The 23,719-nt window shown below is 64.3% G+C and carries 18 protein-coding genes and 1 pseudogene; 14 read left to right on the top strand and 5 right to left on the bottom strand.

All coding sequences use genetic code 11. The features are described 5' to 3' along the window. Positions 1-72: 72 nt before the first annotated feature. Genes AC05QJ_RS06895 through edd form a run of 4 tightly spaced genes read right to left on the bottom strand, consistent with a single transcriptional unit; the run spans position 73 to position 5,034 of the window. A complete protein-coding gene (locus tag AC05QJ_RS06895; protein ID WP_476747884.1) occupies positions 73-1,491 on the bottom strand; it encodes an ATP-binding protein in 1,419 nt (472 codons plus the stop codon). 19 nt (positions 1,492-1,510) lie between these two features. Next, the gene (locus AC05QJ_RS06890; protein WP_476747883.1) at positions 1,511-2,230 is read right to left on the bottom strand and encodes a response regulator; all 720 of its coding nucleotides are present in this window, start codon (positions 2,228-2,230) and stop codon (positions 1,511-1,513) included. A gap of 24 nt (positions 2,231-2,254) precedes the next feature. Next, on the bottom strand, positions 2,255-3,211 hold the full coding sequence (locus AC05QJ_RS06885) for a glucokinase (RefSeq protein WP_476746205.1): 957 nt from the start codon (positions 3,209-3,211) through the stop codon (positions 2,255-2,257). Continuing rightward, a complete protein-coding gene (gene edd / locus AC05QJ_RS06880) occupies positions 3,208-5,034 on the bottom strand; it encodes a phosphogluconate dehydratase (protein WP_476746204.1) in 1,827 nt (608 codons plus the stop codon). Before edd ends, AC05QJ_RS06885 begins: the two co-directional genes overlap by 4 nt. A gap of 210 nt (positions 5,035-5,244) precedes the next feature. On the opposite strand from edd, the gene gap reads away from it, so the two are divergent. The 9 genes and pseudogenes from gap to AC05QJ_RS06835 all read left to right on the top strand — a co-directional run bounded on the left by gap (position 5,245) and on the right by AC05QJ_RS06835 (position 16,400). Further along, positions 5,245-6,246 (top strand): type I glyceraldehyde-3-phosphate dehydrogenase, encoded by a 1,002-nt coding sequence (gene gap, locus AC05QJ_RS06875; RefSeq protein ID WP_476746203.1) that lies wholly within the window; start codon positions 5,245-5,247, stop codon positions 6,244-6,246. Positions 6,247-6,372: 126 nt separating this feature from the next. Next, on the top strand, positions 6,373-6,891 hold the full coding sequence (locus AC05QJ_RS06870; protein ID WP_476746202.1) for an RNA polymerase sigma factor: 519 nt from the start codon (positions 6,373-6,375) through the stop codon (positions 6,889-6,891). A gap of 134 nt (positions 6,892-7,025) precedes the next feature. Continuing rightward, the gene (locus AC05QJ_RS06865; protein WP_476746201.1) at positions 7,026-7,928 is read left to right on the top strand and encodes a FecR family protein; all 903 of its coding nucleotides are present in this window, start codon (positions 7,026-7,028) and stop codon (positions 7,926-7,928) included. 899 nt (positions 7,929-8,827) lie between these two features. After that, positions 8,828-11,410, top strand: coding sequence for a TonB-dependent receptor (locus tag AC05QJ_RS06860; protein WP_476746200.1), 2,583 nt, complete (start codon positions 8,828-8,830; stop codon positions 11,408-11,410). Positions 11,411-11,666: 256 nt separating this feature from the next. Beyond that, positions 11,667-12,275 (top strand): biliverdin-producing heme oxygenase, encoded by a 609-nt coding sequence (locus AC05QJ_RS06855; RefSeq protein ID WP_476746199.1) that lies wholly within the window; start codon positions 11,667-11,669, stop codon positions 12,273-12,275. 57 nt (positions 12,276-12,332) lie between these two features. Then, positions 12,333-12,752: a YbaN family protein gene (locus tag AC05QJ_RS06850; protein WP_476746198.1), complete on the top strand. Its 420-nt coding sequence runs from the start codon at positions 12,333-12,335 to the stop codon at positions 12,750-12,752. A gap of 94 nt (positions 12,753-12,846) precedes the next feature. After that, a pseudogene (locus AC05QJ_RS06845) lies at positions 12,847-14,127 on the top strand (methyl-accepting chemotaxis protein); the annotation flags it as partial. 102 nt (positions 14,128-14,229) lie between these two features. Further along, positions 14,230-14,985, top strand: a complete 756-nt coding sequence (locus AC05QJ_RS06840) for a methyl-accepting chemotaxis protein (RefSeq protein ID WP_476747882.1) — start codon at positions 14,230-14,232, stop codon at positions 14,983-14,985. 53 nt (positions 14,986-15,038) lie between these two features. Further along, positions 15,039-16,400, top strand: a complete 1,362-nt coding sequence (locus AC05QJ_RS06835) for a CoA transferase (protein WP_476746197.1) — start codon at positions 15,039-15,041, stop codon at positions 16,398-16,400. A gap of 163 nt (positions 16,401-16,563) precedes the next feature. On the opposite strand, the gene arcD (AC05QJ_RS06830) is transcribed toward AC05QJ_RS06835, so the two are convergent. After that, on the bottom strand, positions 16,564-17,991 hold the full coding sequence (gene arcD / locus AC05QJ_RS06830; RefSeq protein WP_476746196.1) for an arginine-ornithine antiporter: 1,428 nt from the start codon (positions 17,989-17,991) through the stop codon (positions 16,564-16,566). A 416-nt stretch (positions 17,992-18,407) separates the two neighbouring features. Between arcD (AC05QJ_RS06830) and arcD (AC05QJ_RS06825) the strand changes: the two genes are divergently transcribed. From arcD (AC05QJ_RS06825) to AC05QJ_RS06805, 5 genes are all read left to right on the top strand, one after another. Then, the gene (arcD, locus tag AC05QJ_RS06825; protein ID WP_476746195.1) at positions 18,408-19,835 is read left to right on the top strand and encodes an arginine-ornithine antiporter; all 1,428 of its coding nucleotides are present in this window, start codon (positions 18,408-18,410) and stop codon (positions 19,833-19,835) included. 32 nt (positions 19,836-19,867) lie between these two features. After that, the gene (gene arcA, locus AC05QJ_RS06820) at positions 19,868-21,124 is read left to right on the top strand and encodes an arginine deiminase (protein WP_476746194.1); all 1,257 of its coding nucleotides are present in this window, start codon (positions 19,868-19,870) and stop codon (positions 21,122-21,124) included. A gap of 70 nt (positions 21,125-21,194) precedes the next feature. Then, positions 21,195-22,205 carry an ornithine carbamoyltransferase gene (locus tag AC05QJ_RS06815; protein WP_476746193.1) on the top strand — a complete coding sequence of 337 codons (1,011 nt, stop codon included), beginning with the start codon at positions 21,195-21,197 and terminating at the stop codon, positions 22,203-22,205. Between the two features lie 117 nt (positions 22,206-22,322). Then, positions 22,323-23,252, top strand: coding sequence for a carbamate kinase (gene arcC, locus AC05QJ_RS06810; protein WP_476746192.1), 930 nt, complete (start codon positions 22,323-22,325; stop codon positions 23,250-23,252). Between the two features lie 57 nt (positions 23,253-23,309). Continuing rightward, positions 23,310-23,672 carry a DUF5064 family protein gene (locus AC05QJ_RS06805; protein ID WP_476746191.1) on the top strand — a complete coding sequence of 121 codons (363 nt, stop codon included), beginning with the start codon at positions 23,310-23,312 and terminating at the stop codon, positions 23,670-23,672. Positions 23,673-23,719: the final 47 nt, after the last annotated feature.

Here is a 23,719-nt window from a genome sequence, read left to right as displayed (position 1 = left end):
GCGGGGCCCTGGGAGTTAGGTGCAAGGCTATTATTTAATATGCGAAATAATGACTGACGAGTCTTGGGAATTTCAGTCGAGAGACCTGGGCAGACTCAAGGTCACCCGCAACCCGCCCTCGCGCAGATTGCGCAGACTCACCTCACCGCCATGGCTATGGGCAATGTTGCGCGCAATCCCCAATCCCAACCCATAACCCTGCTGCTGCCCGGCCAGACGAAAATGCGGCTCGAACACCTGCTCCAGCCGCTGCGCCGGCACGCCGGGTCCTTCATCGTCCACCTGCAACACGAAATGCTCGGCACCATCGATGATGCGCAGGTGAGCCCGCTCGCCGTACTTCAGTGCATTGTCGATCAGATTGCCGATACACCGCCGCAGCGCCAGCGGCTTGCCGGGATACGGTGCCTGTGCCCGCCCCTGCACCGTCACCCGGCCACTGGCGAGGTACGGCTCCACCAGACACTCCAGCACCTGATTCAGGTCGATGGGCTCGATGTTCTCGTGGATATCGGTGTCCTTCACGCACTGCAGCGCGCCCTTGACCAGCATCTCCAGTTCGTCGAGGTCACGCCCGAACTTCGCCTGCAGCGGCTCGTCGTCCAGCAGTTCGACCCGCAGGCGCAAGCGCGTGATGGGCGTGCGCAGGTCGTGGGAGATGGCGCTGAACAACTGGCTGCGCTCGGTGAGGTAGCGGCTGATGCGCTCGCGCATGGCGTTGAAGGCACGGGCCACTTCCACCACTTCGCTGCCACCGCCCTCCACCACCGGCTCGACATCCGCCCCCAGCGACATCTCCCGCGCTGCCAGGGCCAGGCGCTTGAGCGGCCGGCTTTGCCAGTGCACCAGCAGGCCGATGAACAGCAGCAGGAAGAAACTGGTGAGGCCGATGAACCACAGTTGCTGACGCGGCAGCCCTTCGTCTTCGAGGCTGGTGTAGGGCTCGGGCAACAGCGAGGCGATATACAGCCACTCGCCCTCGGCCAGGCGGATCTGCGTCACCAGCACCGGCGGATCCACCGGCTCCAGGGTCAGCGCATAATGCGCCCAGGACCGTGGCAGCTCATCCAGTTTCAGGCCGCTGTTGAAGATCCGCAGGTCCTGCGGACTGACGAACTCCACCGAAAGGTTCATCTGCTCGCCCAGGCGCTGGTGCAGCACCTCACCCACGGCGGCGATCACCGCCTGCTTGCGTGGCGTGCCCGGCAGCGCGCGCATTTCCAGCGGGCGGTCGTTGAGGGACACAAAGAAACGGGTACCGCCCATGCTGCGCAACTGGTCGAGCACCAGCGGACGATACGCCAACGGCAGCGAGCGGAAGTAACTGACACTGGCGCTCATCGAATGGGCCAGGCTGCGGGCGCTGGCGACCAGGCCCTCGCGCTGGCTGGCACGCAGTTGCGAGAGCCAGATGAAACTCGACAAGCCCTGGGCCAGCAGCACCACCAGCAAGGTCAGCAGCAGCATGCGCCCCAGCAGCGAACGCGGCAGCGGCAGGCGCCAGCGGCGCTCAGTGCGAAGGCGCAACGCTGGCCGCCAGCAGGTAGCCGCTGCCGCGCACGGTGCGAATCAGCCTCGGCGGCTTGTCGGTGTCGCGCAGACGCTGGCGCAGGCGGCTGACTGCCATGTCGATGATGCGGTCCAGCGGCATCGGCTCGCGGCCACGGGTGGCGTTGCCGATGGTGTCGCGGTCGAGGATCTGTTGCGGATGATCGAGGAACAGCTTGAGCAGGGCGAAGTCGGCGCCGGACAGGATCACTTCCTCGCCATCGCGGTGAAACAGCCGATGGCTCACCGTGTCGAGACGCCAGTCATCGAACACCAATACCTCTGCGCCCGGTGCCTGGAAGCCGGCCCGGCGCAGCAACGCCTTGATCCGCGCCAGCAGTTCCCGCGGGCTGAACGGCTTGCCCAGGTAGTCGTCAGCCCCCAGCTCCAGGCCGATCACCCGGTCGGTCTCGTCGGAACTGGCGGTGAGCATGATGATCGGCACCCGCGACTGGCGCGGGTGCTGGCGCACCCAGCGACACAGGCTGAAGCCGTCTTCGTCGGGCAGCATCACGTCGAGGATCACCAGGTCGCAGCCACTGGCGTCCAGCGCCTGGCGAAAACCCTGGCCATCGGCCACGGCATGCACCTGAAAGCCGTTGCGGCTCAGGTAGGTGTGCAGCAGCTCACGGATGTCCTGGTCATCGTCCACCAGCAGAATCGACTTGCTCACAGCGCGAATCCTTGTCTGTCGAGGCCTGCAACGCTAGCCCAGCGCCTGCTGCAACGCCACACCGGCGCCCAGGAGACCGGAAAACTCGGCGGTCACCAACCACACCGGCACGCCCTTGAAGTAACCGCTCATGCAGCCCTTGTCGGCAAAGCTGTCGGCGAAGCCGCTGCGCAGGAACAGCCGGGCGAAACGTGGAATCACCCCACCGACGATATACACGCCGCCACGCCCGCCCAAGGTCAGCACGTTGTTGCCGGCAACCCGGCCAAGGAAGCGACAGAACTGCTCGATCACCGCCAGCGCCACCGGCTCGCCGGCCAGCGCGGCCTCGGTGATGGCGGCCGGCGTGGTATGGCTCGGCGCCTGACCGTCGAGGTGACAGATGGCCTGGTATAACCGCAACAGGCCGCCGCCACTGAGCACGGTCTCGGCGCTGACGTGACCGATCTGCCCGGCGATGAACTCGCGGATCGCCGCTTCGCGGGCGCTGCCCACCGGCAGATCGACATGGCCGCCCTCGCCCGGCATCGCCAGCCAGCGACCTTCTTCCAGACGCAGCAGGCTGGCGACGCCCAGCCCGGTGCCAGGGCCGATCACCAGCGCCGGACGGGTCAGGTCGGCTTGGCCCTCGCAGGCGCTGACGCGTTCGTCATCACGCAGACGAGTCATGCCCAGGGCCTGGGCGGAGAAGTCGTTGATCAACAGCAGGTGCTCGATCTGCAAGGCGGCGCAGAACACCTTGCGGCTGATCCGCCAGTGGTTGTTGGTAAAGCGGAATTCGTCGCCGGACACCGGCCCGGCTACCGCCAGGCACACGGCCTCAAGCTCGCCGCGGGCAATACCCTGGGCCGCCAGATAGGCCTCGATAGCCTGTTCGGGGCTGGTGTAGTCCGCCGTCGGCAGCACCTGCACCGCGTGCAGACCGTCGTCACGCCAGAGGGCGAAACGGGCATTGGTGCCGCCGATGTCACCGACCAGGGCAACCCTCATTTCAGGCCCTCCAGTGCCGAGGTGAAGGCGCTGGCGCCTTTCTCCGCCGGGCTCAGGGCCAGACGCATGAAACCAAACAGCTCGCGGCCAACGCCGAGGTCGTTGCCCAGCGGTGCCGCCGGGATTTCCCGTGCTGCCAGCTCTTGCTCCGCAACCCGCACCAGCAGCGTGCCGCTGACCCCGTCGACACGCACGATATCGCCGTCACGTACCCGCGCCAGCGGGCCGCCATCGAAGGCTTCCGGACAGACGTGAATCGCAGCCGGGATCTTGCCCGAGGCGCCGGACATCCGCCCGTCGGTGACCAGCGCCACCTTGAAGCCGCGGTCCTGCAGCACACCGAGGAACGGCGTCATCTTGTGCAGCTCGGGCATGCCGTTGCAGCGCGGGCCCTGGAAACGCACCACGGCGACGAAATCCCGCTCCAGCTCGCCGGCCTTGAAGGCATCGGCCAATTCCTGCTGGTCGTGGAACACCCGCGCCGGGGCTTCCACCACCTGGTGCTCGGGGGCGACGGCGGAAACCTTCATCACCCCGCGCCCGAGGTTGCCTTCCATCACCCGCAGCCCGCCTTCCGGCGAGAACGGCCGCGCCACCGGGCGCAGGATGGATTCGTCGAGGCTCTGCGCCGGGCCGTCGCGCCACACCAGCCGCTCGCCATCGAGGAACGGCTCCTGGGTGTAGCGCCGCAGGCCGTGGCCGACGATGGTGTTGACGTCCTCGTGAAGCAGTCCGGCATCGAGCAGTTCGCGGATCAGGAAGGCCATGCCACCGGCCGCCTGGAAGTGGTTGATGTCGGCCTTGCCGTTCGGGTAGACGTGGCACAGGGTCGGCACCACCTCGGACAGCTCGGCCATGTCCTGCCAGGTAAGCTGGATGCCGGCCGCCTGGGCGATAGCCGGAATGTGCAGGGTGTGGTTGGTGGAGCCGCCGGTGGCGTGCAGCGCCACCACCGAGTTGACCAGCACTTTCTCGTCGATGATCTCGCCCAGCGGCATGAACGCACCACTGGCCTTGGTCAGGCGGGTGACCTGGCGCGAGGCTTCGTCGGTCAGGGCATCGCGCAGCGGCGTGTAGGGGTTGACGAAGGAAGCGCCCGGCAAGTGCAGGCCCATCACTTCCATCAGCAACTGGTTGGTGTTGGCAGTCCCGTAGAAGGTGCAGGTGCCGGGGCTGTGATAGGACTTCATCTCCGATTCCAGCAACTGCTCGCGGGTGGCCTTGCCCTCGGCGTAGCGCTGGCGCACCTCGGCCTTTTCCTTGTTGGAAATGCCCGACGGCATCGGCCCGCCGGGCACGAACAGGATCGGCAGATGACCGAAGCGCAGCGCACCCATCAGCAGGCCGGGGACGATCTTGTCGCAGATGCCCAGCATCAGCGCGGCATCGAACAGGTTGTGGGACAACGCGATGGCTGTGGACATGGCGATCACCTCGCGGCTGGCGATGCCCAGTTCCATGCCCGGCTCGCCCTGGGTGACGCCGTCGCACATGGCCGGCACGCCGCCGGCGAACTGGCCCACCGAGCCGACTTCACGCAGGGCGCGTTTGATCTGCTCGGGGTAGTGCTCGTACGGCTGGTGGGCGGACAACAGATCGTTGTAGGCGGAGACGATGGCAACGTTGGCGGCATTGGTCAGGCGCAGGGTCTGCTTGTCGTCGCTGCCGCACCCGGCCACGCCATGGGCGAAGTTGGCGCATTGCAGGCGGGCACGCATCGGCTCGTCGCTGGCCGCGCCCCGAATCAGTTGCAGGTAGCGTTCACGGGTGGGACGGCTACGGGCGATCAACCGTTCGGTGACCTCAAGGATGCGCGGATGCATGAACTGGACTCCAGGCTAACGGTGGTTGCGGCGGTTTCCCTTCCAAACGATTGCGCCTAGTCTGACTAAAAGGGGGGCAATCAAGGTATCCACCGATCATAGGTAGTATTTAGAACAAAATATTGCCGACAGCGCAGCTTTTTTTCTGTTTATTAACGAATAATCTTGTCATTTAAACAACAAAAATCAGAACGGCGCATGAGGTGTCCCATGACCATCCGGATCGCAATCAATGGTTTTGGCCGAATCGGCCGCAACCTGCTTCGCGCACTCTATACCCAAGGCTACCGCCAGCACCTGCAAGTCGTCGCCATCAACGACCTGGGTGACAGCGCGATCAACGCTCACCTGCTCAAGTACGACAGCGTCCACGGCGCCTTTGCTGCCACGGTCGAGTCCGATCAGGAAAGCCTCACGGTCAACGGCGACCGCATCGCCGTCAGTGCCATCCGCAACCCGGCAGAACTGCCCTGGAAAGCCGAGGCGGTCGATGTGGTGTTCGAATGCACGGGCCTGTTCACCGACCGCGCCAAGGCCGCCGCGCACCTCGCCGCCGGCGCCAGCAAGGTGATCATCTCGGCACCGGCCAAGGGCGCGGATGCCACTGTAGTCCATGGCGTCAACCACGACATCCTGCGAGCCTCGCATCAGATCATTTCCAACGCCTCCTGCACCACCAACTGCCTGGCACCGGTGGCCCAGGTGCTGCACCGCGAACTGGGCATCGAACAGGGCCTGATGACCACCATCCACGCCTACACCAACGACCAGAGCCTGACCGACGGCTACCACAGCGACCCGTACCGCGCCCGCGCCGCGACCCAGTCGATGATCCCCAGCAAGACCGGCGCCGCCGAAGCCGTCGGCCTGGTCCTGCCGGAGCTGGCGGGCAAGCTCACCGGTATGGCGGTGCGGGTGCCGGTGATCAACGTGTCGCTGGTGGACCTGACCGTCACCCTTGCCCGCGAGACCACCGCCGAGGAGGTCAACGCACTGTTCAAGGAAGCCAGCCGCCATTCGAAGGTTCTGGGCTATAACGATCTGCCGCTGGTGTCCTGCGACTTCAACCACAACCCACTGTCGTCGATCTTCGATGCCAACCACACCAAGGCCAGCGGCAAGCTGCTAAAAGTGATGGCGTGGTATGACAACGAATGGGGTTTTTCCAACCGCATGCTGGATAACTGCCTGGTACTGTGGAACGCCCGCTAGACGCGGCTTTGAGGGATTCGGACGAGGGCGTTTCGGACAGCGTCCGACTCTCTCGTCGTACATCGGACTTGACCAACGGCATTGATGATAAGCATTATCATTCACAAATTCCGCTCGGGTATCGCCGTGAGCCAGTCCCACTTCAACGCCGTCTTCCTCGCCCAGCGGGTCACCCTGCTGCGCACTCTGCAACGCATGGTGGATAACCCCAGCACCGCCGAGGACCTGCTCCAGGAAACCTACCTGCGGGTCACCCGCGCCCTGGGCGAGCGGCCGATCGAACACCTCGAACCCTTCGTTTTCCAGACCGCCCGCAACCTGGCGCTGGACCACCTGCGCGCACGCCGGGTGCAATCGCGCACCGTCGTCGACGATGTGCCCGAGCAGGTCCTGCACAACGTCGCCGCCCCCGCCGGCAGCGCCGAAGACGCTGCCCACGCGGAAAAACTGCTCAAGCGCCTGAGCGTATCGCTGTCGCAACTGACCCCGCGCCAGCAGCGCATTTTCATCCTCAGCCGGCTGCATGGCGCCAGTTACCTGGAAATTGCCGAGCAACTGGATGTGTCCGCCAGCACGGTGCAGAAGGAACTGAAACTGATCATGGCGATCTGCATGGGCGTGGCCGATCGACTCAACGGCAAGTGATGGCGGCTTGCCTGATCCGTCGTTAGCCCCGATCATGACGCCCATCACCGCCCGCCTCGCCGCAAGGATCCTTCGTGACAGAGCCCACCCCTCATAGCCCTTCGCCGCCGCATCCGGCTGCCCGCGACAGAGCCATGGACGAGGCCCTGGACTGGCTGATCCGCCTGCAATGCGCCGACGCCGACGACACCCGCGCTTTCGAAGACTGGCTGCAAGCCGATCCGGCCAACGCCCAGGCCTATGTCGATGCCGAGGCCCTGTGGAACGGCGACACGGTGCGCCAGGCTGCCGGCGATTTGCAGGAAACCCGCAAGCCCTCACGTCTTGCCCGCCTGCGCCCGCACTGGAAACCTCTGGCCACGGCGGCGGTGCTGCTGGTGGGCGTGTTCACCGTCGGCAACCTCCCGGTACGTCTGCAGGCCGATCACCTGACCGTGGTCGGCGAACGCCAGCGCCTGCAACTGAACGACGGCTCGCGGGTGCTGCTCAACACCAACTCTGCGTTCTCCAGCGACATCGATGCCCGCCAGCGCGTCGCCCGCCTGTACCAGGGCGAGGCGTACTTCGAAGTTCCCGCCGGCCACACCCAGCCCCTTGAACTGCAGGCCGGCCCACTGCGCGCCAGTGTGCGCGACAGCGATTTCGCCGTGCGCTACCTCGATGGCGAGGCCCAGGTCCGCGTCCAGCGCGGCGACATCGACCTGCAGGCCAGCACTGACCAGCGCATTCGCCTCAGCAGCGGCGACAGCATCCGCGTCGGCCCCAACGGCTTCGGCCAGCGCGAGCGCACCGACCTGCAGAAAGACCTGGCCTGGGTCCAGGGCCGGCTGATCTTCGAGAACTGCCCGCTGAGCCAGGTGCTGGCCGAACTGCGCCGCTACTACCCGGGCATGATCATCAGCACCAACGACAAGCTCGACCAGGTCGCGGTGACTGGCAACTACCGCCTCGACCAGCCGCTGGAAGCCGTGCGCTCGCTGGCCCACATCACCTCGGCACACGTCCGGGAGTTTCCTGCGCTGGTCATTCTCAACTGATCGGCGTTTTCTGGTTCTTCGGGCAGTTTCGGGGGCGATAATTCTTGGGCTTGGGCTTGGGCTTGGGCTTGGGCTTGTGGGTTTCGGTTTTGTGAGCTTATCCGTTCTGTTTGGCGACGCTGCCGGCCCCTTCCGCCTTTACGGCGGCCCCCTTTGTTCTTGGACAAAGGGGGGCAAAACCGCTGGCTCCCACATACGGCCCTACGCTGCGCTCCGGGTCCCCTCGCTCCGGTGTCCTCCAGGGGCCGCGCGGCCTACGACTTGCTTCGCCAAGTCTACGACTCGCGCTCTTCGGCTACGCCGAAGGGGGCTGCGCCCCCGCCCCTTCCGAACACCTCCACTCGGCCTTCTGAAGTCGCAGGTTACGGGCGGCGCTCTCAGGGACGGATCTTCGAGATTTGGATCTGATTTTGATAGGCGCCCCAAAGAGCCTGAGCTTTTGCTCTTCATACGCGTCAGTTCAGACGCCGCCAATTGCGACTTCAGCCGGCCGAGTGGAGGTGCCTGTAGGGGCCGGGTGCGTAAGCACCCTTCGGCGTTAGCCGAAGACGCGAGATGTAGATTTGCGAAGCAAATCGTAGGCCGCGCTGGCCCCGAAAGGTGCCGGAGGGAGGGGACCCGAAGCGAAGCGTAGGGCCGGATGTTGGGAGCCAGCGGTTTTGCCTACTTTTTCCAAGAAAAAAGTAGGCCGCCGTAAGGGCGGAACGGACCCTCAACGTCTTCGAAAATACCGGATAATCACGCAAAGCCGATACCGCCACCCTCCCCAAAATCCCCTAAAGAATCATTTTTTTTACGCGATCCGGCAACGTCACACGTCTCGTTATAGCCAATGCAACTGATTCTTATTTTTGAGTCAGACGCATCCTATAACTACGCGCGACAGGGAGCGCCTTTCGATGTCTACCGGATCCATCCGTCGAGTTTCCCCTTCTTCCCGAAAGCCAGTGCTGCAACGTGGCACGCTCTCCCTGTTGACCCTGGCCATGCTCGCCAGCGGCGCCTGCAGCCTGCCGGCCCTGGCCGCCGAGCCCGCCAAGGCCTCGGCCCAGCGCATGGGCGACTACCGCTTCAACATCGCCAGGCAACCGCTGGTATCGGCGCTGAACGCCTTCACCGCCATCACTGGCTGGCAAGTGGGGCTGTCGGCTGAGCTGGCCGAAGGCGTGGCCTCGCCCGGCGTCAACGGCTCGCTGCCGCCAGAGCAGGCATTGCAAGGGCTCCTGCACGGCACCGGCCTGAGCTACCGCAAGCTGAGCAACAACAACGTGGTGATCGAGCGCAGCCAGTCCCAGGCCATCGCCCTGCAACAGATGACCGTCAGCGCCACCCGCAGCGCCCAGGACGTGAGCCAGGTGCCAAGCACCGTCTCGGTCCAGACCCGCGAGCAACTCGACCGGCAGAACGTAAAGAACATCAAGGACCTGGTGCGCTACGAGCCGGGCGTCTCGGTCAGCGGCACCGGCATGCGCAGCGGCCTGAACGGCTACAACATCCGCGGCATCGACGGTGAGCGCGTACTGACCCAGATCGACGGCGTGGCCATTCCCGACAGCTATTTCTTCGGCCCCTACGCGCAGACCCAGCGCAACTACGTCGATCCGGAAATCGTCAAGCGCGTGGAAATCCTCCGCGGCCCGGCCTCGGTGCTCTACGGCAGCAATGCCATCGGCGGCGCGGTGAGCTACTTCACCCTCGACCCGGACGACATCATCAAGCCCGGCCAGGACGTCGGCGCCCGCCTCAAGACCGGCTACAGCTCGGCAGACGACAGCTGGCTGAAATCCGCCACCGTCGCCGGTCGCCAGGGTGACTTCGACGGCCTGCTGCACCTGAGCCAGCGCGACGGTCACGAAACCGAATCCTACGGCGAGACCGGTGGCACCGGCCTGAGCCGCACCGAAGCCAACCCCGAAGACGTGAAGAACACCAACGTACTGGCCAAGCTGGGCTGGAACTACGCCGATGATGCGCGCCTGGCCCTGACCTACGAGCACTACAAGGCCGACCGCGACTTCAACGAAAAAAGCTCGGTGGGCGGCCCGTTCACCCCGGCACCGATGGACTTCTACCTGGCCCGCACCGGCAGCGACGTGGTCACCCGCGAGCGCTTCGGCATCAGCAACGAATTCGGCCTCGACAGCGTGCTGGCCGACCACGTGAAGTGGAGCCTGAACTACCAGATCGGCAAGACCGACCAGCGCGTTGCGGAGATCTACCGGCCGATGGTCTACACCCTCGACCGCACCCGCAAGACCACCTACAAGGACCGTCAGTGGATCCTCGATGCCCAGTTCGACAAGGCCTTCAGCCTCGGCGACACCGAGCACCTGCTGACCTACGGCGCCACCTTCAAGCGCAACGAAGTCACCGGTTCGCGCAGCGGCACCGCCACCTGCCTGACCACCGGCTTCGGCTGCGTCACCGGTCGTCCGCTGGCATCCTCGGCGCTGGTCAAGGTCAGCGACTTCCCCGATCCGATCGTCAAGACCTACAGCGTCTTCGCCCAGGATGAGATCCGCTGGAACCAATGGACCTTCCTGCCGGGCCTGCGTTACGACCAGACCCGCCTGGAGCCTCATGCGACGGATGAATTCCTGCGCGCCGTCGGTGGTGCAAGCGACCCGATCAACCTCGACGAGAAGAAATGGCACCGCGTCTCGCCCAAGTTCGGCGTGACCTATGCCTTCAACGACAACTACACCTGGTACGGCCAGTACGCCGAAGGCTTCCGCACCCCGACCGCCAAAGCGCTCTACGGCCGCTTCGAGAACCCGGGCCAGGGCTACAGCGTGCAGGGCAACCCGAACCTGGAACCGGAGAAGAGCAAGAGCTACGAGACTGGCCTGCGCGGCAACTTCGATGCCGGCAACTTCGACGTGGCGGTGTTCTACAACAAGTACCGCGACTTCATTAACGAAGACGCGGTCAAGGGCACCAACATCGGCCTGGACTTCGAAGCCAACAACATCAAGCACGCCACCATCAAGGGTGCCGAGTTCAAGGGCCGCCTGAACCTCGACCACTTCGGTGCGCCATCCGGTCTCTACACCCAGGGCTCCCTGGCCTACGCCTGGGGCAAGAACGAAGACACCGGCGAGCCGATCAACAGCGTCAACCCGCTCACCGCCGTCATGGGCCTGGGTTACGAGCATGAGCAATACGGTGGCCTGCTGAGCTGGACCCTGGTCAAGCGCAAGAACCGCGTCGATGACAGCGCCTTCTACGCACCGGACGGCGTCAGCAAGCAATTCCGCACCCCAGGCTACGGCGTGCTCGACCTGACCGGCTTCTACAAGGTCACCGACGACGTCACCGTCAACGCCGGCCTGTACAACCTGACTGACAAGAAATACTGGCAGTGGGATGACGTACGCGGCTACGACGGCATCGGTGAAGCCGGCGCCACCGCCCCGGCCAACCTGGACCGCCTGACCATGCCGGGTCGCAACTTCGCGATCAATGTGGTGTGGGATATCTGATCTGAAGGCTTGCATCGGCCCTGCCGGCCTCATCGCCGGCAAGGCCGGCTCCCACAGAGAACGGATGTGCAGCGGACCTTGCGGGAACCAGCCATGTCGGGGCGCCGAACCGCAGCGATGAGGCCCATACCGTCGACACCGCCATCCAGCCAGCCCCTCGAAAAAACCTCACCCCGCACAGGTGAGGTTTTTTTACTGTCGCGCGTCATCTTGCTCGTCTAGTTACAAGGCCCGCCCCATTCGCAAGGAATTCCCAATGACAGCCAACACCGAACGCGCCAGCCTGCGCTCGCAACGCCTGAACCAGGTGACCCACGCGCCGCACTCCGAACTGGACGCCCTGGTCAAATCCCACGCTCCGTTCGAAACCCGCGAGAACTTCGCCCGCTTCGTGGTCGCCCAGTACCTGTTCCAGAACGAGCTGAAAGCGCTGTACACCGACCCGAAACTGATCGCCATTTTCCCTGACCTCGCTGCCCGCTGCCGCGCCGACGCCGCCCGCCTGGACCTCGCCGACCTCGACACCGACGTGCCGGCCGACTTCCCTGGCGCCCTGCACAACCCGAGCCTGGGTGAAGCCCTGGCCTGGCTGTTCGTCTCCGAAGGTTCCAAGCTCGGCGCCGCCTTCCTGATCAAGCGTGCCGCCGCCCTGGAACTGTCCGACAGCTTCGGCGCTCGTCACCTGGGCGAGCCGGAAGGCGGTCGCGCCGAAGGCTGGAAGAGCTTCACCCGCACCCTCGACAGCCTGGAACTGAGCCCTGAAGAAGACGCCGCCGCCGAGCGCGGTGCGGTCGCCGCCTTCGAGCGCTTCACCGAGCTGCTGAAACACGCCTACGCGACTGCGCCTAAAGCCGAACTGGCCTAAGCGCTCTCCGGCCATCATCATGGTGGCCGGAATCACTCCCGTGCCGTCGATGACCCCATGACCCAGCCATCCCGTTCCAAACTGTCCCGTCTGCTCTACGGCCTGCTGGCCTATGTGAGCCTGGGTATCGGCCTGGTCGCCATCGTCGTGCCCGGCCTGCCTACCACCGAATTCATCCTCCTCGCCGCCTGGGCCGCGACCCGCAGCTCGCCGCGCCTGAGCGCCTGGCTGGAGAACCACCGGCTGTTCGGCCCGATCCTGCACAACTGGCGCAACGGCAAGCTGATCCAGCGCCGGGCCAAGGTCAGCGCCACCGTCAGCATGCTGCTGTGCGCCACCCTGATGCTGGTGTTCCTCGACCATCACTGGCCGGTTTTCCTCGCCATCGGCGGCATGACCCTGGGCAATCTGTGGATCTGGTCACGTCCCGAGCCCGTCAATACCCAGAACCGTTCGTCGGCACGGGCTCACGGCTAAAGTTTCCGGGCCGATGGCCCGATATCGCTAGACGGACCTGGCGCACTTAGTCGCCAGGCTAATAAGAAGAAACCGTCATTAGCGAGTACGCCCTATGTTCGACACGCTCTCCATCCGACTGAAAATCGTCCTGCTGTCCGGGATCAGCCTGTTGGGCGTCGTCGCCCTGATCGTCGGTATCAACCTCTACCAGTCACGCCAGAACGCCGAGCTGGTGGGCGAGGCCAGCAGCGCCATGCTCACCCGCAACGTCCAGGCCCTGCTGCTGGCCCGCGCCAGCGAAAAAGCCGAACTGCTGCAACGCACCTTCAGCGACAGCCAGACCGTCTCCACTGCGCTCGCCGATCAGGTCCTCGACCTGCGACGCCTGGCCCAGCGCCAGTCGATCCCCGCCGGCGACCTGCGCGAAGCGGTCAACCAGGCCCTGCGCACCACCTTCGAACGCAACCCCGAACTGCTCGGCGTATGGATGGCGTTCGAGGCCAACGGCCTCGATGGCCGCGACAGCGAATTCGCCAATGACGAAGCGCACATGAGCGGCGCCAGCGGTCGCTTCGGCAGCTACTGGAGCCGGGCCCAGGGCAGCGCGCTGAACACCGTCATCGGCAACACCGAACTGAACAACACCGCCCTCACCCTCAGCGGCACACCGTTCAACGTCTGGTACACCTGCTCGCGCGACAGCGGCAAACCCTGCCTGCTGGAGCCCTACGCCGATACCATCGGCGGCAAGACCGTGCTGATGACCAGCATCACCCTGCCGTTGCTGGAAAACGGCAAGGTCATCGGCGTCACCGGCGTGGATATCGCCCTCGACTCGCTGCAAGGCGCCGCCGTTAAAGCGCAGCAGTCGCTGTTCAACGGCGCCGGTCACCTGACCATCGCCTCCTCCAGTGGCGTGCTGGCCGCCAGCAGCAACGACGCCGCCCTGGTGAGCAAGAAGATCGAGGACGCCTTCGGCGAACACGGCAAGACACTGCTGCAAGCCTTCGCCAGCGGCCAGCCGCAGGTGTTCGAGCAACAGGACAACGTCCGCGCGCTGTTCCCGGTGCTGCCGATCAGCGACAGCAAGCCCTGGGGCATCATTATCGACCTGCCGCGCAACGTGCTGCTGGCCGACGCCCTCAGCCTGCAGAAGACCCTCGACGACGCCCGCACCGCCGGCACCCTCAACGTACTGCTGTTCGCGACCCTCGCCGGCCTTGGCGGCCTGCTGCTGATGTGGGCCACCGCCACCGGCGTGACCCGGCCGATCAATAGCGTGGCGCACATGCTCGAAGACATCGCCAGCGGCGAAGGCGACCTGACCCAGCGCCTGAACTACAGCCGCCGCGACGAACTGGGCCGCCTGACCCAGGGCTTCAACCGCTTCCTCGACAAGCTGCAGCCGACCATCGCACAGATCAAGCAGAGCATCACCCAGGCCCGCGCCACCGCCGACCAGTCGTCGGAGATCGCCCGCCGTACCAGCGATGGCATGCATGTGCAGTTCCGCGAGATCGACCAGGTCGCCACCGCCTCCAACGAAATGAGCGCCACCGCCCATGACGTTGCCAACAGTGCCGCCAGCGCTGCCGAAGCCGCCCGTGGCGCCGACCGCTCGGCCCGCGAAGGCATGGCCATCGTCGAACGCAGCACCCGCGATATCACCCAACTGGCGGACACCGTCAGCCAGGCCGTGAGTGAAGTGGAAACCCTGGCCAGCACCAGCGAGCAGATCGGCTCGGTGCTGGAAGTGATCCGCAGCATCGCCGAACAGACCAACCTGCTGGCCCTCAACGCCGCTATCGAAGCCGCCCGGGCCGGCGAGAGTGGCCGTGGCTTTGCCGTGGTGGCCGATGAAGTGCGCAACCTGGCCAAGCGCACCCAGGACTCGGTGGAAGAAATCCGCCATGTGATCGAAAGCCTGCAGAATCACACCCGTGATGTGGTCGCGACCATGCATGCCAGCCACGGCAAGGCCCAGGAAAACGCCGGGCAGATCCGCCAGGCGGTGGAAGCGCTGGACCGCATCAGCGAGGCCGTTACCGTAATCAGCGACATGAACCTGCAGATCGCCAGCGCCGCCGAGGAGCAGAGCGCGGTGGCCGAAGAGGTCAACCGCAACGTCTCGGCGATCCGCGGCGTAACCGAGACCCTCACCAGCCAGGCGGATCAGTCGGCGCAGGTGAGCAGCCAGCTCAACAGCCTGTCGTCGCAGCAAATGCAGTTGATGGACCAGTTCAAGGTTTGACCTGAGCGCCGGGATGTACTGCACTTGTCCCTTCGTATTACGGAGGGACAACGATGCAGGACATGCTCGATGCCATTGCCCATGACCTCGCCCTGACCCCGCCCCCACAGGGTGCCGTGCGCTTTTGCAGCGCCGGCGCCCTGGACTCTGCCTTCGCCGTGACCGAAATGGCTGCCGTCAGCATCGCCGCCGCCGGCCTCGCCGTTGCCGCGCTGGTGGAACAGCAGGCGGGCCAGTGCTGTCGCGTCCAGGTGGATCGACGCCTGAGTGCTTTCTGGTTTGCCGGCAGCCTGCGCCCGACCGGCTGGAAAGTGCCGCCACTGTGGGATCCGGTCGCCGGGGACTATCAAACCCGTGACGGCTGGATTCGCTTGCATACCAACGCGCCGCACCACCGCGCGGTCGCCGAAGCGGTGATCGGCCCGGCGGCGGATCGCGAGGCCATGGCACGGCACGTGCTGAACTGGTCGGCGCAGGAGCTGGAGACGGCCATCGTCGAGTCCGGCGGTTGCGCCGCGCAGATGCGCAGTTGGCAGGAGTGGTGCGACCATCCCCAGGGCCGCGCAGTGAACGCCGAACCCCTGGTGCGCTGGGAGCGCTTCGCCGCTGACGGTGCAAGATTCTGGACCGGCACCGTGGAACGGCCCCTGGCGGGTGTGAAAGTGCTGGACCTTACCCGCATCCTCGCCGGCCCCATCGCCACTCGCCTGCTGGCCGGCTTCGGTGCCGACGTGCTGCGCATCGATCCGCCGGGCTGGGAGGAACCCGGCGTGGTCGCCGAAGTCACCTTGGGCAAACGCTGCGCCCGTCTCAATCTGCGGGATACAGGAGACCGGGCGCTGTTCGAACGGCTGCTGGCCGACGCCGACATCCTCGTCCATGGCTACCGCGCTGACGCTTTGGAACGCCTGGGCTACGGTGACGAACAGCGACGCGCGCTCAATCCCGCACTGGTCGATATCAGCCTCAACGCCTACGGCTGGAGTGGTCCGTGGCAGCGGCGGCGCGGCTTCGACAGCCTGGTGCAGATGAGCACCGGCATCGCCCGCGAAGGCATGCGCTGGCAGCAAGCCAGCCGTCCGGTGCCGCTGCCAGTGCAGGCGCTGGACCATGCCACCGGCTACCTGATGGCCGCGGCAGCGATCCGCGGGCTGAGCGATCGCCTGGCGACCGGACGCGGCAGCGACGCGCGGTTATCGCTGGCGCGGACGGCGAAATGGCTGGAGCAACAGGGCACGCTGTCGGCTGAGCTGCCGCTGCTGGCGGAGACGGCGGATGACCTGGACCCATGGCCGGAAGAAACCCCATGGGGGCTGGCGCGGCGGCTCAAGGCACCGTTGCGGGTGGTGGGGACGCCATTGAAGTGGGACCGGCCGGCGTCACGATTGGGAGCTTGCGAAGCGGTCTGGCGCTAGCGGCTGGCATCAGAACCTGGTAGGAGCGGCTTCAGCCGCGATTGGGCGCATCGCGGCCATAAAACCTGCATCCTGGGTGTATCAGGATGATTGTGGACTCAGGTTTTACGACGGCTTCGCCGCCGTTCGCGGCTGAAGCCGCCCCTACAGCGTCACCCACGGATCACAGGCTCAAAACACCGCTGTACAACCCGAACGCCGCCAGCCCTGCCCCGGCCAGCACCGCGGCGAAGATCAGTTTTTCCCAGGCGGTAAACAACGGCTGTCCCTGTTCCCTCTTGGCCCGGGCGAACAGGATCACCCCCGGCGCATACAGCAACGCCGACAGCAGCAGGTACTTGAGCCCGCCGGCGTACAGCAGCCACACCGCATACAGCAGCGCCACCAGCGCCACCAGCAGGTCCTTGCGACGCACCCCCGCCGCCGCCTCGTAGGTCTCGCCACGCACCGCCAGCAATACGGCATAGGCCGCCGACCACAGGTACGGCACCAGGATCATCGAAGAGGCCAGGTAGATCAGGCTGGTGTAGGTGCCGGCAGAAAACAGGGTAATCAGCAGGAACACCTGAATCATGCTGTTGGTCAGCCACAGGGCGTTGGCCGGCACCTGATTGGCATTTTCATGGGCAAGAAAACGCGGCATGGTCTTGTCCCGCGCCGTGGCGAAGAGGATTTCGGCGCACAACAGTGCCCACGACAGCAGCGCCCCCAACAGCGATACCGCCAGCCCCAGACTGATCAGCAAGGCGCCCCAGGGCCCGACGATATGCTCCAGCACCGAGGCCAGCGACGGGTTGTGCAGCGCCGCCAGTTCCGGCTGGGTCATCACCCCCAGCGACAGCACGTTGACCAGCACCAGCAGCGCCAGCACCCCGAGAAAACCGATCACCGTGGCCTTGCCCACGTCCGAACGCTTCTGCGCCCGGCCCGAGTAGATGCTGGCGCCTTCGATACCGATGAACACGAACACCGTCACCAGCATCATGTTGCGCACCTGATCCAGCACACTGCCGAAGCTCGGGTTGGCCAGGCCCCAGATGTCGCGAGTGAAAATGTCGAGGCGAAACGCGGCAGCGGCGATGATGATGAACAGCACCAGCGGCACCACCTTGGCCACGGTGGTGATCTGGTTGATGAAGGCTGCCTCCTTGATCCCGCGCAGGACGACAAAGTGCACCGCCCACAGCAACAGCGAGGCGCAACCGATGGCCAGCGGGGTATTACCTTCGCCGAACGCCGGGAAATACAGGCCGAGGGTACTGAACAGCAGGACGAAGTAGCCGACGTTGCCGAGCCAGGCGCTGATCCAGTAGCCCCAGGCCGACGAGAACCCCATGTACTCGCCGAAACCGGCCTTGGCATAGGCGTAGACCCCCGAGTCCAGTTCCGGCTTGCGGTTGGCCAGACTCTGGAACACGAAGGCCAGGGCCAGCATGCCGATGGCGGTGATACCCCAGCCGATAAGCACCGCCCCCACATCGGCGCGAGCCGCCATGTTTTGTGGCAGGGAGAAAATACCGCCGCCGATCATCGACCCGACCACCAACGCGATGAGTGCCCCGAGACGCAACTTCTGACCCGGTTCGGACATGAAATTCCCCTTTTTATCCGTCGCTTTTCAGTTCATACACCTGATCATCAAGCTGTAAAAAACCCAGGTTATAAGCCTTTATATTTAATAACAAAGAACTCTAATAAACAGGCCGTCTCCGCGAAGTTTTGTGCACTAATTCCGCTTCGGCAAGTCTATATCCGATTTTCGCCTCAAAAATTTGCGATTCCTCGAAACCGGGCTAGCTTCAAAGTTCGCGAGGATTTCCCATTCGCAACACCAGTCCCCGCAAAGCACCGCATTACAAGGCTTCCAGCATAGAGAGCACTTCTATCGCTGGCTCTTTCAGTCATTCACCAACAATGGAATGTGCCAATGAACTGACCTGAATCAGCTTTCGATTCGAACACTTGTTTTATTTTTTAAGCCTCTCTTTTCTGAAATGGAGTCACCCCATGTCAGACACGCCCGGAAAACTTCGACTCGGAGCGCTGATCGCACTTGTCGTCGGCTCGATGATCGGCGGCGGGATCTTCTCTCTTCCACAAAACATGGCCGCCAGCGCCGATGTTGGCGCCGTGCTGATCGGCTGGGCCATCACCGCCGTCGGTATGCTCACCCTGGCCTTCGTCTTCCAGACCCTGGCCAACCGCAAGCCTGACCTCGACGGCGGGGTCTACGCCTACGCCAAGGCCGGCTTCGGCGACTACATGGGCTTCTCGTCGGCCTGGGGCTACTGGATCAGTGCCTGGCTCGGCAACGTCGGCTACTTCGTCCTGCTGTTCAGCACCCTGGGCTACTTCTTCCCGATATTTGGCGAGGGCAATACCCCGGCCGCCATCATCGGGGCTTCGGTGCTGCTCTGGGGCGTGCACTTCCTGGTCCTGCGCGGCATCAAGGAAGCGGCCTTCATCAACCTGGTCACCACCGTGGCCAAGGTCGTGCCACTGGCGCTGTTCATCCTCATCGCCCTGTTCGCGTTCAAACTGGACATCTTCACCGCCGACATCTGGGGCAGCATGAACCCGGACCTGGGCAGCGTGATGAACCAGGTGCGCAACATGATGCTGGTCACCGTCTGGGTGTTCATCGGCATCGAGGGCGCGAGCATCTTCTCGGCCCGGGCGGAAAAACGCTCGGACGTGGGCAAGGCCACGGTCATCGGCTTTATCACCGTACTGCTGTTCCTGGTGCTGGTGAACGTGCTGTCGCTGGGCATCATGACCCAGCCCGAACTGGCCAAGCTGCAGAACCCGTCGATGGCCGCCGTGCTCGAACACGTGGTCGGTCACTGGGGCGCGGTGCTGATCAGCGTCGGCCTGATCATCTCGTTGCTGGGGGCCCTGCTGTCGTGGGTGCTGCTGTGCGCCGAGATCATGTTCGCCGCCGCCAAGGACCACACCATGCCGGAGTTCCTGCGCCGCGAGAACGCCAACCATGTGCCGGCCAACGCCCTGTGGCTGACCAACGCCATGGTGCAGATCTTCCTGGTGATCACGCTGTTCTCCAACAGCACCTACCTGTCGCTGATCTACCTCGCCACCTCGATGATCCTGGTGCCTTACCTGTGGTCCGCGGCCTATGCGGTACTGCTCGCCTTCCGTAGCGAGACTTACGAAAACGCCCTGGCCGAACGCAAGAAAGACCTGATCATCGGCAGCATCGCGCTGATCTACGCGATCTGGCTGCTGTACGCCGGCGGCGTCAAATACCTGCTGCTCTCCGCCCTGCTCTATGCCCCTGGCGCGATCCTGTTCGCCAAGGCCAAGCGCGAGGTCGGCCAACCTGTTTTTACCAACGTGGAGAAATTGATCTTCGCCGCCGTGATCGTCGGCGCCCTTGTGGCCGCCTACGGTCTCTATGACGGCTTCCTGACTCTGTAACCCCCGTATTCGCAATCTGGAGGAAATAAACCATGTCCACGGAAAAAGTTAAGTACGGTGTCCATTCCGAAGCCGGCAAACTGCGCAAAGTGATGGTTTGCTCCCCTGGCCTCGCTCACCAGCGCCTGACGCCGACCAACTGCGACGAGTTGCTGTTCGATGACGTCATCTGGGTAAACCAGGCCAAGCGCGACCACTTCGACTTCGTCACCAAGATGCGTGAACGCGGCGTCGAAGTGCTGGAAATGCACAACCTGCTGACCGAAACCATTCAGAACCCCGAGGCACTGAAATGGATTCTGGACCGCAAGATCACCCCCGACACCGTCGGTGTCGGCCTCACCAACGAAGTGCGCAGCTGGCTGGAAGGCCTTGAACCACGCCACCTGGCCGAGTTCCTGATCGGCGGCGTGGCCGGCGAAGACCTGCCCGACAGCGAGGGCGCCAGCGTCATCAAGATGTACCGCGACTACCTGGGCCACTCCAGCTTCCTGCTGCCGCCGCTGCCCAACACTCAGTTCACCCGCGACACCACCTGCTGGATCTACGGCGGCGTGACGCTGAACCCGATGTACTGGCCGGCGCGACGCCAGGAAACCCTGCTCGCCAGCGCGATCTACAAGTTCCACCCCGAGTTCGCCAATGCCGACTTCGAAGTCTGGTACGGCGACCCGGACAAGGACCACGGCCAGGCCACCCTCGAAGGCGGCGACGTCATGCCGATCGGCAATGGCGTGGTCCTGATCGGCATGGGCGAGCGCACCTCGCGCCAGGCCATCGGCCAGCTGGCGCAATCGCTGTTCGCCAAGGGCGCCGTGGAAAAAGTCGTGGTCGCCGGCCTGCCGAAATCCCGCGCCGCGATGCACCTGGACACCGTGTTCAGCTTCTGCGACCGCGACCTGGTCACGGTCTTCCCGGAAGTGGTCAAGGAAATCGTGCCGTTCGTCATCCGTCCGGACAGCAGCAAGCCCTACGGCATGGACGTGCGCCGCGAGAACAAATCCTTCATCGAGGTGGTCGCCGACGTCCTCGGCCTCAAGGCCCTGCGCGTCGTGGAAACCGGCGGCAACAGCTTCGCCGCCGAACGCGAACAGTGGGATGACGGCAACAACGTGGTGGCCCTGGAACCCGGCGTGGTCATCGGCTACGACCGCAACACCTACACCAACACCCTGCTGCGCAAGGCCGGGGTCGAGGTCATCACCATCAGCGCCGGCGAACTGGGCCGCGGCCGTGGCGGTGGCCACTGCATGACTTGCCCGATCATCCGCGACGCAATCGATTACTAAACGTCCATTCCTCCGGCGGCGCCTACCCGGCGCCCCTCAGAGCGATTACCGAATCCAAGGGAGAATCACCATGGCGTTCAACATCCATAACCGCAACCTGCTCAGCCTTGAACATCACACCGAGCGCGAGTTGCGCTACCTGCTGGACCTGTCCCGCGACCTCAAGCGCGCCAAGTACACCGGCACCGAGCAGCAACACCTCAAGGGCAACAACATCGCCCTGATCTTCGAAAAGACCTCGACCCGCACCCGCTGCGCCTTCGAAGTCGCTGCCTATGACCAGGGCGCCAACGTCACCTACATCGACCCCAACTCCTCGCAGATCGGCCACAAGGAAAGCATGAAGGACACCGCCCGCGTGCTCGGGCGCATGTACGACGCCATCGAGTACCGCGGCTTCAAGCAGGAAGTGGTGGAAGAGCTGGCCAAGTTCGCCGGCGTCCCGGTGTTCAACGGCCTGACCGACGAATACCACCCGACCCAGATGATCGCCGACGTGCTGACCATGCGTGAGCACGCCGACAAACCGATCCACGAAATCAGCTACGCCTACCTGGGCGATGCCCGCAACAACATGGGCAACTCGCTGCTGCTGATCGGCGCCAAGCTCGGCATGGACGTGCGCATCGCCGCGCCAAAGGCCCTGTGGCCTCATGACGATCTGGTCGCGCGCTGCAAGCAATACGCGGAAGACAGCGGCGCCCGCATCACCCTCACCGAAGACCCGAAAGCCGCGGTCAAGGGCGTGGACTTCGTCCATACCGACGTCTGGGTATCGATGGGCGAGCCGGTGGAAGCCTGGGGCGAACGTATCCAGCAACTGCTGCCGTACCAGGTCAACGCCGAGCTGATGAAAGCCACCGGCAACCCGCGGGCCAAGTTCATGCACTGCCTGCCGGCGTTCCACAACTCCGAGACCAAGGTCGGCAAGCAGATCGCCGAGCAGTACCCGCACCTGGCCAACGGCATCGAAGTGACCGATGACGTCTTCGAATCGCCGGCCTGCATCGCCTTCGAGCAGGCGGAAAACCGCATGCACACCATCAAGGCGATCCTGGTCTCGACCCTGGCTGATCTGTAAACCGCCAATCGCTGGCAAGCCAGCTCCCACAGGTTCAGCGGTGCACGCGGTCCCTGTGGGAGCCGGCTTGCCGGCGATGAGGGCCTCCCGCTCATCGAGATTCAAAGGACATTGACCATGCGTATCGTTGTAGCACTAGGCGGAAACGCGCTGCTGCGTCGTGGCGAGCCCATGACCGCCGACAATCAGCGCGCCAATATCCGCATCGCCACCGAACAGATCGCCAAGATCCACCCCGGCAACCAGTTGGTCATCGCCCACGGCAACGGCCCGCAGGTCGGCCTGCTGTCGCTGCAGGCGGCGGCCTACACCTCGGTCACGCCCTACCCGCTGGACGTCCTCGGCGCCGAAACCGAAGGCATGATCGGCTACATGATCGAGCAGGAACTGGGCAATCTGCTGGACTTCGAAGTGCCCTTCGCCACCCTGCTCACCCAGGTCGAAGTGGACGCCAAGGACCCGGCCTTCCAGAACCCCACCAAACCCATCGGCCCGGTGTACTCCAAGGAGGACGCCGAGCGCCTGGCCAGGGAAAAGGGCTGGGCCATCGCCCCCGACGGCGACAAATACCGCCGCGTGGTCGCCAGCCCCAAACCCAAGCGCATCTTCGAGATCCGCCCGATCAAATGGCTGCTGGAAAAGAGCAGTATCGTGATCTGTGCCGGGGGTGGCGGCATTCCGACGATGTATGGTGCCGACGGCAAGCTGCAGGGCATCGAGGCAGTGATCGACAAGGACCTGTGCTCGGCGCTGCTGGCCGAACAACTGGACGCCGACCTGCTGGTGATCGCCACGGACGTCAATGCCGCCTACGTCGACTACAACAAGCCGACGCAGAAAGCCATTGCCCAGGCCCATCCGGACGAACTGGAACGTCTCGGTTTCGCCGCCGGTTCCATGGGGCCGAAGGTCCAGGCCGCTTGCGATTTCGCCCGTCACACAGGCAAAGTCGCGGTCATCGGCTCGCTGAGCGATATCGAGGATATCGTCAAAGGCACCGCCGGTACCCGGGTCAGCACGGCCACGCCAGGCATCAGCTATCGTTGAAGCCCGGGGCGGGCCTGCTGACGGGCCCGCCTGTTTCAACTGTTCAAGGAGCCTGTCATGGCACAATTCGAACCCGGCCATCTGCATATCGAGCGCCACGCGCTCAACAAGGCCGATCACAGCTACAACCTCTGCGTCGATTACGAAGTGGTTCAGGACCCCACGGAAGGGAAAGGCATGCAATTCCGGATGCACGGCACCATCCAGGAAAAGGCCGTCGACGAAAAATTCTTCCTGCCCAAGGACCAGTCGTTCGACTTCGCCCGCTCCATCAACAATGTCGCCAAGAAGTACGGCATCCCGGCCAAGGCCGCCGTCACCTCCGCCCATGACATGTACTACGACGCCATGTTCGAAGACATTCGCGCCCAGCTCAATATCAAGTCCGGCGACCCGATCAAGCCAGAGCACCTGGGATGATCTCCGTGGGGCTGGTTCGCCAGCTCCCACCCCTTTCGTGCCAGCCC

The organism is Pseudomonas sp. TUM25319 (assembly GCF_056388475.1).
This window is presented reverse-complemented; position numbering and strand designations above follow the sequence as displayed.

What these genes read in the sequence shown, in the direction of transcription:
- AC05QJ_RS06850 (WP_476746198.1), top strand. Translation starts at nt 12,333, where the DNA reads ATGACCCAGCCATCCCGTTCCAAACTGTCCCGTCTGCTCTACGGCCTG.
- AC05QJ_RS06865 (WP_476746201.1), top strand. Translation starts at nt 7,026, where the DNA reads ATGGACGAGGCCCTGGACTGGCTGATCCGCCTGCAATGCGCCGACGCC.
- AC05QJ_RS06835 (WP_476746197.1), top strand. Translation starts at nt 15,039, where the DNA reads ATGCAGGACATGCTCGATGCCATTGCCCATGACCTCGCCCTGACCCCG.
- arcD (WP_476746195.1), top strand. Translation starts at nt 18,408, where the DNA reads ATGTCAGACACGCCCGGAAAACTTCGACTCGGAGCGCTGATCGCACTT.
- arcA (WP_476746194.1), top strand. Translation starts at nt 19,868, where the DNA reads ATGTCCACGGAAAAAGTTAAGTACGGTGTCCATTCCGAAGCCGGCAAA.
- AC05QJ_RS06815 (WP_476746193.1), top strand. Translation starts at nt 21,195, where the DNA reads ATGGCGTTCAACATCCATAACCGCAACCTGCTCAGCCTTGAACATCAC.
- AC05QJ_RS06860 (WP_476746200.1), top strand. Translation starts at nt 8,828, where the DNA reads ATGTCTACCGGATCCATCCGTCGAGTTTCCCCTTCTTCCCGAAAGCCA.
- AC05QJ_RS06885 (WP_476746205.1), bottom strand. Translation starts at nt 3,211, where the DNA reads ATGAGGGTTGCCCTGGTCGGTGACATCGGCGGCACCAATGCCCGTTTC.
- edd (WP_476746204.1), bottom strand. Translation starts at nt 5,034, where the DNA reads ATGCATCCGCGCATCCTTGAGGTCACCGAACGGTTGATCGCCCGTAGC.
- AC05QJ_RS06855 (WP_476746199.1), top strand. Translation starts at nt 11,667, where the DNA reads ATGACAGCCAACACCGAACGCGCCAGCCTGCGCTCGCAACGCCTGAAC.
- arcD (WP_476746196.1), bottom strand. Translation starts at nt 17,991, where the DNA reads ATGTCCGAACCGGGTCAGAAGTTGCGTCTCGGGGCACTCATCGCGTTG.
- gap (WP_476746203.1), top strand. Translation starts at nt 5,245, where the DNA reads ATGACCATCCGGATCGCAATCAATGGTTTTGGCCGAATCGGCCGCAAC.
- AC05QJ_RS06840 (WP_476747882.1), top strand. Translation starts at nt 14,230, where the DNA reads ATGCATGTGCAGTTCCGCGAGATCGACCAGGTCGCCACCGCCTCCAAC.
- AC05QJ_RS06805 (WP_476746191.1), top strand. Translation starts at nt 23,310, where the DNA reads ATGGCACAATTCGAACCCGGCCATCTGCATATCGAGCGCCACGCGCTC.
- arcC (WP_476746192.1), top strand. Translation starts at nt 22,323, where the DNA reads ATGCGTATCGTTGTAGCACTAGGCGGAAACGCGCTGCTGCGTCGTGGC.